This is a genomic window from Photorhabdus sp. RW14-46, assembly GCF_963887965.1.
Taxonomy (GTDB): Bacteria; Pseudomonadota; Gammaproteobacteria; order Enterobacterales; family Enterobacteriaceae; genus Photorhabdus; species Photorhabdus laumondii.
In genome coordinates this window covers 53,127-65,609 of the sequence record NZ_CAWPHH010000005.1, presented here as the reverse complement: position 1 = coordinate 65,609, position 12,483 = coordinate 53,127, and the positions used below count along the sequence as shown (strand labels likewise).

The 12,483-nt window shown below is 40.9% G+C and carries 7 protein-coding genes and 1 pseudogene; 6 read left to right on the top strand and 2 right to left on the bottom strand.

All coding sequences use genetic code 11. The features are described 5' to 3' along the window. Positions 1-143 precede the first annotated feature (143 nt). The 3 genes from AACQ38_RS06060 (at position 144) to AACQ38_RS06050 (ending at position 5,539) form a co-directional block, all read left to right on the top strand. On the top strand, positions 144-944 hold the full coding sequence (locus AACQ38_RS06060; protein WP_058588390.1) for an energy transducer TonB: 801 nt from the start codon (positions 144-146) through the stop codon (positions 942-944). A gap of 131 nt (positions 945-1,075) precedes the next feature. Next, the gene (locus AACQ38_RS06055) at positions 1,076-3,133 is read left to right on the top strand and encodes a S9 family peptidase (RefSeq protein WP_165577736.1); all 2,058 of its coding nucleotides are present in this window, start codon (positions 1,076-1,078) and stop codon (positions 3,131-3,133) included. Positions 3,134-3,262: 129 nt separating this feature from the next. Next, positions 3,263-5,539, top strand: a complete 2,277-nt coding sequence (locus AACQ38_RS06050; RefSeq protein WP_165577672.1) for a TonB-dependent receptor — start codon at positions 3,263-3,265, stop codon at positions 5,537-5,539. An 87-nt stretch (positions 5,540-5,626) separates the two neighbouring features. On the opposite strand, the gene xseA is transcribed toward AACQ38_RS06050, so the two are convergent. Beyond that, complete coding sequence (xseA, locus tag AACQ38_RS06045; RefSeq protein WP_165577671.1) at positions 5,627-7,000, bottom strand: exodeoxyribonuclease VII large subunit; 1,374 nt, start codon at positions 6,998-7,000, stop codon at positions 5,627-5,629. A gap of 172 nt (positions 7,001-7,172) precedes the next feature. Between xseA and guaB the strand changes: the two genes are divergently transcribed. From guaB to AACQ38_RS24015, 3 genes and pseudogenes are all read left to right on the top strand, one after another. Next, entirely contained in the window at positions 7,173-8,639 is a 1,467-nt protein-coding gene (guaB, locus tag AACQ38_RS06040) for an IMP dehydrogenase (protein ID WP_011146934.1), read from the top strand. Positions 8,640-8,712: 73 nt separating this feature from the next. Further along, positions 8,713-10,290 carry a glutamine-hydrolyzing GMP synthase gene (guaA, locus tag AACQ38_RS06035; protein WP_011146933.1) on the top strand — a complete coding sequence of 526 codons (1,578 nt, stop codon included), beginning with the start codon at positions 8,713-8,715 and terminating at the stop codon, positions 10,288-10,290. Between the two features lie 996 nt (positions 10,291-11,286). Continuing rightward, positions 11,287-11,702 (top strand): annotated as a pseudogene (locus tag AACQ38_RS24015) (ISNCY family transposase); the annotation flags it as partial. A 97-nt stretch (positions 11,703-11,799) separates the two neighbouring features. On the opposite strand, the gene AACQ38_RS06025 reads toward AACQ38_RS24015, so the two are convergent. Further along, positions 11,800-12,396: a type 1 glutamine amidotransferase family protein gene (locus tag AACQ38_RS06025; protein WP_165577670.1), complete on the bottom strand. Its 597-nt coding sequence runs from the start codon at positions 12,394-12,396 to the stop codon at positions 11,800-11,802. Positions 12,397-12,483: the final 87 nt, after the last annotated feature.

The window sequence follows — 12,483 nt, the reverse complement described above, 5'->3', positions numbered from 1 at the left end:
GGTATAGTGGTCTTTTCTCTGTATATAAGAGGTCTTGGCACAGGGATGTGCTCAAGTTAACGATAAAGATAAAAATAATTTTCATTAGCATATGAAATTAATTATCATTACTAAATGATAATTAAAATTATGCGCTATCATCCATGTTGACGCTGACACACTCGGCCTTTCAAACGGGTCATTTTAAAAAAGGGCTCGTTTCTGCTATTGCTGCTCACCTCATTTTGGTCGGCTGGATTATCTCCCAGCCAGAAGAAATTGCTGTTGGTGAATTGATGCCACCACCGGCGGTGATGATGGAGCTTTCATTGTTGACAGAAGCGACACATCAGGTACAAAAACAACCTATTGGTCTTGAACAACAACTTTCTGTTGCTAGTCGGCAGCAGGAAAGTGAGGTTAATGAGATTAAGACGCCTGAGCTTATGAAAGATGAACAGGCACAGATCTTGGTACATAAACCTAAAAAACAGAAAAAGCACCACGAAGAGATTAAAAAAACACCCCCGGTGAAACGCCAGCAGGTAGAAGAACAAGAGAGTGAAAAATCTCAAAGTAGCGCGGCTATGGCAAGCAGTACTGCCACTTCTACGAATCTGACTTCGCGGGTTGCCGCTGCTTATGACAGTGATTCAAAGGCCGTTGCTGATGCGGATGCGTTATGGCGAGCGGAAGTTGTCGGGCATTTGAACCGCTATAAACGTTATCCAGAGGATGCACAGAGAAGAAACCGCACGGGTCGTCCTACAGTCAGATTCACTATTGATAAACAGGGCTATGTTACTAACAGTGACTTAGTTCGTCGTTCTGGAACCCATTCTTTAGACCGGGAAGCGAAGCAAATTCTGGCAAGGGCGCAGCCGTTGCCAGTTCCTCCCATTGCCGTTTTAAACGGTAATGAAATTACGATAGAAATTCCGATTGATTTTAGTTTAACTAATTAATACTTTTGAACGACTTAAGGACAGCAAATATGTTAAGGCAGCAAGCGTGGTTTGCCCTGAAAACTAAAGGGCTGTTATTGATGTTTTTATTAAGCGGCTGGTTGAATCCTGTCGCCGCAGAGGAAGAAATTATGCCACCAAAGGCAATGAAACAACCACACCATATAACTACCCACGGTGATACTCGTATAGATGATTATTACTGGATGCGGGACGATAATCGTAAAGATCAAAAAGTCATTGATTATCTGACAGCCGAAAATAAATATACCGAGCAGATGCTAAAACCCGGTGAACAGCTACGTGATACGTTATACGAAGAAATGGTTGGCAGGATGAAGCAGGATGATCAATCGGTACCCTATACTTATAATGGGTATATATATCGGACAACCTATGAAACGGGCAAAGATTTTCCGATTTATCAGCGTAAACCGGTTGATGGCTCATCAGATTGGCAGATACTGGTCGATGGTAATGAAAGGGCTAAAGGGCACGAATATTACCAACTGAGTAATTTTGCCATCTCTCTGGATAATAAACGTATTGCGATTGCTGAAGATACGCAGGGACGCCGTAATTATCAGATCTCTTTTAAAGATATTGCTGATAAACAGTGGAATAATGATGTAATAAAAAATACTTCTGGCAACATGGTTTGGGCTAACGACAACAATACGTTGTTTTATGTGCGCAGGCATTCACAAACGTTACTGCCATATCAGGTATTTCGTCACCAATATGGTAGCAATACCAGTGAAGATCATAAAATATATCAGGAAGAAGATGAGCGTTTTTATTTAAGTATATCTAAGAGCACTTCCCGCGATTATATTATGTTGGCGATAACCAGTAATTCGACTTCCGAATATTTGCTGATTGATGCGAATAAACCACAAGCTGAGCTTCAACTATTCTCTCCTCGTCAGGAAGGCAGAGAGTATTATATTGACCATTTCCGCGATCATTTCTACATCCGTTCGAATCATGAGAATGAAACTTATGGGCTTTATCAGACGGATGCCATCAATATACCGTGGAAAATAGTCATTGCTCCGCGGCAAGATAGTGATCTTGAAGATTTCGATCTGTTTAATGACTGGTTAGTCGTACAGGAGCGAACAAAAGGATTACCGACAATTCGTCAGATTAATTGGCAGACACAGCAAGAAAAACAGATTAAGTTTGATGATCCAAGTTATATGGCATGGATTGATTACAACCCTGAACCCAATACTGATTTTGTCCGTTATGGTTATTCATCCATGACGACACCAAGCTCAACATTCCAATGGAATATGAAAACAGGTGAGCGGGAATTACTTAAGCAGCAGGAAGTAAAAGGTTTTGATAAACATCATTATGAGAGCCAGCGTATTTGGGTGAAGGCCCGTGATGGTGTTGAAGTTCCGGTATCTCTGGTATATCGTAAATCACTGTTTAAAAAAGGCCATAACCCAATACTGATTTATGGATATGGGGCTTATGGTATCAGTATGGACCCTTCATTTAGCTCACCGCGATTGAGTTTATTAGATCGAGGCTTTGTTTACGCATTAGTACATGTGCGTGGTGGCGGTGAATTGGGTAAGAAATGGTATTTACAAGGTAAAGTCGAAAATAAGGAAAATAGTTTTAATGACTTTATTGATGTGACTAAGGCACTGATTGCGCAAAAATATGGTGACAGCAAACGAGTTTATGCGATGGGGGGCAGCGCGGGTGGTTTGTTGATGGGCGCTGTGATTAATCAGGCACCGGAATTATATCGCGGTGTGGTTGCTCAGGTTCCATTTGTTGATGCCGTGACAACCATGCTTGACCCTTCTATTCCGCTGACCGTAGGAGAATATGAAGAGTGGGGTAATCCTGAAAATAAAGAGGATTATTTCCGGATTAAATCATATAGTCCGTATGACAATATAAAACATCAACGTTATCCAAACTTATTGGTTACGAGTGGATTTTATGATTCACAAGTGCAATATTGGGAACCTACTAAATGGGTGGCAAAATTACGGGATATGAAGGAAGATAACTCTATTTTGTTATTAGAAACCAATATGAGTGCCGGGCATGGTGGTAAATCGGGCCGATTTAGTCGATTAAAAGATACTGCACTGGATTACAGTTTTATTTTGATGCTGGATGATGCTAAAAAGTATTTTCCGCAATTAAAAGATAACTGAAATAAATTATAAATAATATAAATTTGTTATTTAAAGCACTGATAATAATTTATCAGTGCTAAACATTTTTATTTTCTAAAGACGGGTATGTGAGCAAATATTGATTTGTATGCATTTGGGATGATTGAAATGAAAATAATGACAAAGATAGCAGGGGCTGGTGTGGTTTTAATTGGGCTTCAAGGGCTTGCTTATGGCGAGGAAAAGCAAGAGAGAAAATCAGATAAGGTGATGAAATTCGGTAGCCTTAAAGTTTCTGGTTCACAGGATGATGCGGAAGTGAGGGCAATGGAAAGGCCCGGTTCATACAGTTCTAAAGGAGAAGATACAAAACTTCAATCAACGGATAGTATATTACGCAGTATGCCTGGGACTTATACGCAAATAGATCCGGGGCAGGGAACGGTGAGTGTAAATATTCGTGGATTAAGTGGATTTGGTCGAGTAAATATGATGGTTGATGGTGTTAGCCAAAGTTTTTATGGCACATCTCCGACGAGTCCTGCTCACGGGACTACTTATAACCAATTCGGTACAATCATTGATCCTAATTTTATTGTAGGAGTTGATGTCAACCGTGGTCAATCTGATGGCTCAAGTAGTGTTAATGCATTAGTAGGTAGCGCTAATTTTCGCACAATTGGTGTAGATGATGTGATATTTGCAGGGAATTCATTGGGAGTACGCACAAAAACAGCTTATGGAAATAATGGTATTGGCTATAATGGCATGATAGCCGTTGCGGGTAAAACCCCCGCTTTCAGTTCTGAAGGTTCAATAGGCGCTATGTTGGCTGTCAGCGGGCATTCAATTGATGCACATTATAAGAATGGCGACGGAGTATTAAGCGATGAGTTTGTTACAGATAAATCGTTTAAGCAAAAACCTAATTCTCAATTAATGAAAATAAAAATTGAACCCAATGAATTTCATGATATGGAACTAAGTGGCCGTAACTATCATAATAAATTTACCCGCCGTCATATTGATAGTCGGGATATTTATTTAAAATACAATTACACTCCATTTAGTGAATGGGTTGATATAAAATTATTGGTCAGTACCAGTGAGAGTCGTCAACGCTATGAAGGTGATTCACTTTTTAAGTTGCTCAATAGTAATGCAAAAAATAAATCAGATGCAATAGATATCAGTAATATTAGTCGCTTCGACTACGGTGATACAAATTTTGAGTTAACATTTGGCAGTAAGTTAATGGAAACCGAATATAGCAGAACAACGAATAGTGTTTATTCTGGTCGAGGTAAAGATGAAAAAGAAAAGCAAGAATATAACAAGAAAGACAGTGAAGTAAAAGAAAATAATGTTTTCGCGCCAAGTGGTAAACAAGATATTGCCAGTATTTATGGTGGATTGAAAATAAATCGTGGAATTTATCAGGCAGATATTACGTTTAATTATATGGATTACCGTGTCAAAGGCTATAAACCGGCTTGTGATCTGCGAATTCCTTGTTTTCCCCAGGGAGCAACCGAATTGGATTTGAAAGAACATGGGTTTAATCCAGGTATTTTACTATCAGCAGAAATTATTCCTGAGTTCCAACCATTCGTCAGTTATGCCCGTTCAATGAGAGCACCCAATATTCAGGAGACTTTTTATAGTAATGAAGGTGGTGGGTCCATGAACCCATTTCTGAAAGGAGAATCATCAGACACTTATCAAATTGGTTTTAACAGTTTCCGCCCAGATTTAATTGTAAAGGGAGATATTTTCCGTCTGAAAGCGGCTTGGTATCATACTAAAGTAAAAAATTATATTCTCAGTGATATCTGGCTTATATGTGGCAATAGGAAAAAATGTAAAGCCGATAGTTCGACAGATTACAATGAAGTCGATCCTAACATCAAAATGTATATCTATCACAATAGCTTGACTCCGGTAAAAATACACGGATATGAAATTGCTGCTGATTATGATGCGGGTATGTTTTATAGCAAATTGGCTTATAGTTGGCAAAAAACGCGTCAACCAACTTCGGCCGCTACCGCGCATTTTGGTGCGGAGCCGTTGTCACAACTACCTGATAGCTTTATGACGTTGGATACCGGTGTTCGTTTATTTAATGAAAAATTCCGTGTTGGTGCGATTGTTAAATATACCGGTGATTCTCATAGGCTGGACCCAGATCAATATAATTTTGATGAAGATGGGAGGGTTGTACAGCAAAAAGAACCTAAAATCCCAACGATAGTCGATCTTTATAGCGATTATCAGATAAATCACAATGTGCTGCTGAAATTCTCAGTACAGAATTTGGCAAATAAAAATTATTCTGAAGCACTTAATCGTGCAAATTCTTCTCCATTAATGACTGAGCAAACTTCGGCTATGCAAACTGCCCGGGGCCGGACTTATATTGTCGGCGCAGAAATTCGTTTCTGATTATACCCGTTATCTTTCAAGTTGCCGTCGCGATGCATCTTGAAATCCATAGGGTGTATAGGAAAAATAAGTGGCAAAGGAATGCCACTATTTCAGATTTGCAGATCGTTTTTTCCGTTCTTTTTTGATTTTCAACACCTCACTTTCAATCCAACCATCTTGTAAACGGGTATTCAAGACATCACCAACATCTACCTGTTTGGTTTGTTTCAGTAATTTTCCATCCGATGTTTGACTGATGCTGTAACCACGGGCCAGTGTTGCCAGAGGGCTAACGGCTTCCATCCGTGAACAGGAAACGGCAAATTTTTCTCTGGAACGGCTGATTTGCCGTTCAATTGCCTGTCTTAACCGAAAATCTTGTTGCTGAATTTGTTGACTATAGTGGTGGATTTGCTGGCTAGGTTCAGCGTACCAGAGCCGTTGTTGTAATTTTTCATAAGCCAGGCTGTTTTGCTTTAAGTACCGTTGCAAGCTGTCAGTGAGTCGCTGGCGTAAATTGACCAGTAAGTTTTGCTGACGCGCTAGTCGTAGATGAGGATGTTGTTGCTGTAAACGATGAGATAACAGACTGAAAATATGTTGTTTCTGGGCAAAGAAATAATCCATTGCCATTTCCAACCGCTGTTGTTGCGACTGAATTTGACGTAATAATTCGAGCTGATTACGGCTAACTAACTCAGCAGCCGCTGATGGCGTTGGGGCGCGTAAATCTGCCACAAAATCAGCAATGGTGACATCTGTTTCATGACCGACCGCACTGACTATCGGAATATCACTGTGAAAAATGGCTCTGGCGACACGTTCATCGTTGAAACTCCATAAGTCTTCCAGCGAGCCACCACCGCGCCCAACAATCAATACATCACACTCACGACGCTCATTAGCTAATTCAATAGCCCGGATAATCTGTAATGGTGCTTCTGCGCCCTGAACCGCTGTTGGATAAATGATGATGGGTAATGATGGATCACGACGCTTTAAAATATTCAAAATATCATGCAGGGCTGCGCCACTGGTTGAAGTAATGACACCAAGCTGTTGAGCAGGGGATGGCAGGGGCTTCTTGTGGCTTTGGTCAAATAATCCTTCGGCATCAAGTTTTTGTTTCAATAATTCAAACTGTTGCTGTAACAGGCCATCACCAGCGGGTTGCATATTTTCAACAATAAGCTGGTAATCTCCTCTTGGTTCATAAAGCGTGATTATCGCGCGAACCAAAACTTGCTGACCATTTTGTGGCCTGAATGTTACCCGTTGATTGCTACTGCGAAACATTGCCGCCCGCACTTGGGCACGCTCATCTTTCAGCGTGAAATACCAGTGCCCGGAGGAGGGGTGAGAAAAATTGGATATCTCAGCGCTTAGCCAAATTCTGCCCATTTCCATTTCGAGCAGTTGTCGAACCGTCTGATTAAGACGACTGACAGAAAAAATTCCAGTATTAAAAGGTAGTGACATGTGAGAAAGATCAAATTTCAAAACAATAACTTAATATGCTGATACTAACGTTCATCATAAAGTAAGCAAGAAATTTTTTAATAAAATGCTGGAGGCAACCGATTACGTTCTGTATAATGCCACGGCAATATTTTATACCTTAAATTTTCAGCAGCTTGGTGAGATATTGCTTATGTTACGAATTAAAAAAGAAGCTTTAACCTTTGATGATGTTCTGTTAGTTCCTGCCCACTCTACTGTTTTACCTAACACTGCTGACCTGTCTACTCAACTGACTTCCTCCATTTGTCTGAAAGTTCCTATGTTATCTGCCGCTATGGATACCGTCACCGAATCCGGTTTGGCTATCGCGTTGGCTCAGGAAGGTGGAATGGGTTTTATCCATAAAAATATGTCCATTGAGCGTCAGGCAGAAGAAGTTAGCCGAGTCAAAAAACATGAGAGTGGTGTTGTGACAGATCCCGTCACAGTGGCACCTGAAACAACGCTGCGTGAAGTTAAAGAATTGACAGAACGTAATGGTTTTGCGGGTTATCCGGTTGTCACTGAAGGAAATGAGTTGGTTGGTATTATTACTGGCCGTGATGTACGTTTCGTTACCGATTTGGATCAGCCTGTTACTGCGGTAATGACGCCTAAAGCGCGTCTGGTGACAGTAAAAGAAGGTGAAGCCCGTGAAGTTGTGTTGCAGAAAATGCACGAAAAACGTGTTGAAAAAGCGCTGGTAGTTGATGAAAACTTTCATCTGCTTGGCATGATCACGGTTAAAGATTTTCAGAAAGCAGAACGTAAACCAAACGCCTGTAAGGATGCACGTGGTCGTTTACGTGTTGGTGCCGCGGTTGGTGCCGGTGCTGGCAATGAAGCGCGTATTGATGCATTGGTTGCTGCTGGTATTGATGTTCTGCTGATTGATTCCTCGCATGGTCATTCTGAAGGGGTGTTGCAACGTATCCGTGAAACCCGTGCTAAGTACCCGAATCTACAAATTATTGGTGGTAACGTGGCGACTGGAGAAGGCGCAAAAGCGCTGGTAGCGGCTGGCGTCAATGCGGTTAAAGTCGGTATTGGTCCCGGTTCTATCTGTACTACCCGTATTGTTACTGGTGTAGGGGTGCCACAAATTACCGCTATCTCTGATGCCGTTGAAGCGCTGGAAGGCACCGGTATTCCAGTTATTGCTGATGGTGGTATTCGTTTCTCTGGCGATATTGCCAAAGCCATCGCCGCGGGAGCGTCGTGTGTTATGGTGGGCTCTATGTTGGCAGGGACAGAAGAATCACCAGGAGAAATTGAGCTCTACCAAGGACGTTCATTTAAATCTTATCGTGGTATGGGATCATTGGGGGCGATGTCCAAAGGCTCTTCTGATCGATATTTCCAAACTGATAATGCCGCAGACAAACTGGTGCCGGAAGGTATTGAAGGCCGTGTTGCCTATAAAGGCTTGCTGAAAAACATTGTCCATCAGCAAATGGGAGGCTTGCGTTCCTGTATGGGGCTGACTGGTTGTGCAACTATTGATGAGTTGAGAACCAAAGCAGAATTTGTTCGCATCAGTAATGCCGGTATTCAGGAAAGCCACGTTCACGATGTCACTATCATCAAAGAGTCTCCAAACTACCGGTTAGGTTTGTAATCCATATTTATTGTGGCCCATATAAGGGCCACTTATCTTTATTTGTTACTTGTTTTTTTGGAATTCACCGCACATGACAACTAATATCCATCAGCACCGCATTCTTATCCTTGATTTTGGTTCGCAATATACTCAATTGATTGCTCGCCGTATCCGTGAAATCGGGGTTTATTGTGAACTTTGGGCATGGGATGTCACTGAAGAGCAAATCCGCGAATTTAACCCAAGCGGCATTATTCTTTCCGGTGGCCCGGAAAGTACCACAGCACAAGGAAGTCCACGTGCTCCTGAATATGTTTTCAACGCTGGCGTTCCGGTTCTGGGCGTTTGCTATGGCATGCAAACGATGTCAGTACAGTTTGGTGGTAAGGTAGAAGATTCTACTGAGCGTGAATTTGGGTATGCTCAGGTTGAGATTAAAGCGGAAAGTGCATTATTCCGTGGGATCCAAGATTCATTAAATGAGCAAGGTAAACCATCATTGGATGTATGGATGAGTCACGGTGATAAAGTTACCGCAATTCCCGAGGACTTTATCACTATCGCCAGCACTGATACCTGTCCATTTGCCATCATAGCAAATGAAGAAAAACGTTTTTATGGCGTGCAATTCCACCCGGAAGTCACTCATACCCATCAGGGACAGCGTATATTGGAACGTTTTGTACTGGATGTATGCCAATGTGAAGCGTTGTGGACGCCTGCTTCTATTATCGAAGATACCGTTGTACGCCTGCGTGAACAGGTTGGTGAGGATCACGTTATTTTGGGGCTGTCCGGTGGTGTTGATTCCTCTGTCACTGCATTGTTACTGCATCGTGCAATTGGTAACCGCCTGACCTGTGTATTTGTTGATAATGGTTTACTGCGTTTGAATGAAGCCACTCAAGTGATGGAAATGTTTGCCGGCAAATTTGGACTGAATATTGTTCATGTTCCCGCAGAAGATCGCTTCCTGACTGCACTGGCTGGCATTAATGATCCGGAAGAGAAGCGTAAAACAATTGGCCGTGTGTTTGTTGAAGTCTTTGATGAAGAGGCGAGCAAACAGGCTCAGGTTAAATGGCTGGCACAAGGCACTATTTACCCAGATGTTATCGAATCAGCGGCATCTGCGACCGGCAAAGCACACGTTATCAAATCTCATCATAACGTAGGTGGTTTGCCGGAAGAGATGAAATTGGGTCTGGTGGAACCGCTGAAAGAGTTGTTCAAAGATGAAGTACGTAAAATTGGTTTGGAATTGGGATTGCCTTATGACATGTTGAACCGTCATCCATTCCCAGGCCCAGGTTTGGGCGTTCGTGTACTGGGTGAAGTGAAGAAAGAGTACTGCGATCTGTTACGGCAGGCTGATGCTATTTTCATCGAAGAGCTGCACAAAGCTGATTTGTACAATAAAGTCAGTCAGGCGTTTACCGTATTCTTGCCAGTTCGCTCCGTGGGTGTGATGGGGGATGGTCGTAAATATGACTGGGTTGTTTCGTTGCGAGCAGTAGAAACGATTGATTTTATGACCGCACATTGGGCGCATTTACCATACGATTTCCTAGGCCGGGTTTCTAACCGGATCATCAATGAAGTCAATGGGATATCAAGAGTTGTCTATGATGTCAGCGGCAAACCACCTGCGACTATTGAGTGGGAATAAGTCCTTAGCGTCTATAAATATCCATTGAGATCCAAAAACACCAGTAAAATTAACGTATTTTCTGGTGTTTTTGTTTATGGAGGTCTGTTGAGATCCGTAATCCATAAAAGCTGTATGTTTATATTATGGCAGTATTAAAGATGGATGTAGAGGGCCAGATATTAATGAAAAGTGAGTTAAAATTATTACAGCTTAGAGGTAAGCACTTTGATCGAAATGGTATTCTTAAAGTCGAGATAGCCTAACTAGCAAAGAATAATGTTATCCTGAAAAAAGCGATAGCATTCTTTGTGTAGGAAAGCCTCTGAGGTACTCTAATGGGTTACTTAATTTCAGGATACCTTGAAATCGTACAGAATGACTTGTTCAATGAATAGAAAAGGCAATTGTTGTGATAGCGCGATAATGGAAAACTTTTATCACACACTGAGATCCGATTTGATGTTGGGTAAAGTTTTTCTTGCTAGGTACAGGTAATGAACGTGACATTTAATGATATCTAAGTGTTTTGTAATCAGTATTGTAAATACTCTAGATTGGGTTATTTGTTCTCGGTAGATTATGACTATTGAGTAATTGGGTGAGAATATAATTTCGAGAACAGATGATTTTTTTCAAGGCATTGGTATTATGCCGTATGAGAGTAGATAGTTAATCATGATGTGGTTGTGTAGCACAAATATAGTGCGGCATAAAGGATAAAGCCCTTTTGCTAGAAGAAGGATATTCAGATGTTGGTGATTATGTCAGATAAGGAATTAAATCGGGTTAACGTTATTCAGGCGGTTTCTGAGAAATGCTTGAGACGGAGTGATACTGCGCTCAACTGAAACTGACAGAACGGTAGGTTCAACGGCTCGTCAATCGTTATCGTGAATCAGATACTGCTGCATTAGCTCACGGTCATCGGGGAAAACAGGGCACTACCTGAATCATTTAAACTTCGGGTGTTGGCTCTGCTGCATGAGAATTACAGTAATTTTGGTCCGACATACCGAAAGCGCCGAAGAACTTGATGATATGTTTGCTTGGCAAGAGACTCGTAAGCTGACTAAATCGTTAACCTTCCGATATGACAAAATGATTTATTTGATTGAACCGACAAAAGAAAACTTAAGAATTGCCGGAGAAAATATCAAAGTCTATGACTATCCAGATGGCACATTAGCGTTTAAATATGGCTATTGGTCACTGAATTATCAAGTCTTCGATGAGCTCGATTGTATTAAACAAGGACAAGTCGTTGATAATAAAAGTTTTGGCACGATATTAAAATTCGCTCAGGACAAAATGGATGAATTGGAACGTCAGGGTAAACGAGACAGAAGTCAGAGTATGCCAAACGCCGGGCTCAGGTGCGTTATCAGGAGCAACTCAGAACCATAAATTCTTTACTGTTCAATTCTGAATAATTTAAAGTCAGTTTCAAATTATAACCGAAAGTTGAAAAGTTAATGCAGAAAAAAGGTATGTTAAATATCTATTCAATATTACTGGACTGATGTCTGTCTATTTAAATGGATCTTCTTCATATTGAAGAAGATAATTGTAATAGCCTATTCGAAACAACTCATGATCTTTTTTAATTATATCTGGTGTTTCAAAATTTAGATTTTTTAGTATGTACTCTGAGAATTCAATACATGCCGTACCATTTGCTGTGATTAAATTTCTATCAACAACTACTTGTTTTAAAATAAAATTATCATCATTTTTATATTTATTATAATCTCTCCATAAATATGGGGAATTTCCAGTGTGTTTATAATCATTTAATATTCCATTCCTCGCCAAAAAATCAACAGCCCCACAAATTGCAGCAACAACAACTCCATCATTGAGATAAATGGAAATAAGTTTATTTAGTTTACTTGATTCTATATGCCATGAATTTCCTCCGATCAAGACAAAAAGATCAACGTAGCAGGGAAGGGTATCAATGGAATGATCAATCATGGTGGTGAAACCACCTATTGATTTACAGGTTCCTTTTTCTAGAGAAACAGTCTCTACTGTCCACTCTTTGCTTGCATTCAGCCTACTAGCAAGAAAGGCACCTTCCCAATCTGCATAGTTATCCAGTAAGAAAAAAAAAGCTTTTTTCATCCGCAACTTCCTTTTGTATTTGGACTTAAAATCATTAACCCGCATCCCTATTCTTTCAGATAAAAGGTGACATTTCTGCCTTGCAGG

Excerpts from the sequence above, each read along its gene's own strand:
- AACQ38_RS06060 (WP_058588390.1), top strand. The coding sequence starts at position 144 with ATGTTGACGCTGACACACTCGGCCTTTCAAACGGGTCATTTTAAAAAA.
- AACQ38_RS06055 (WP_165577736.1), top strand. The coding sequence starts at position 1,076 with ATGCCACCAAAGGCAATGAAACAACCACACCATATAACTACCCACGGT.
- AACQ38_RS06050 (WP_165577672.1), top strand. The coding sequence starts at position 3,263 with ATGAAAATAATGACAAAGATAGCAGGGGCTGGTGTGGTTTTAATTGGG.
- xseA (WP_165577671.1), bottom strand. The coding sequence starts at position 7,000 with ATGTCACTACCTTTTAATACTGGAATTTTTTCTGTCAGTCGTCTTAAT.
- guaB (WP_011146934.1), top strand. The coding sequence starts at position 7,173 with ATGTTACGAATTAAAAAAGAAGCTTTAACCTTTGATGATGTTCTGTTA.
- guaA (WP_011146933.1), top strand. The coding sequence starts at position 8,713 with ATGACAACTAATATCCATCAGCACCGCATTCTTATCCTTGATTTTGGT.
- AACQ38_RS06025 (WP_165577670.1), bottom strand. The coding sequence starts at position 12,396 with ATGAAAAAAGCTTTTTTTTTCTTACTGGATAACTATGCAGATTGGGAA.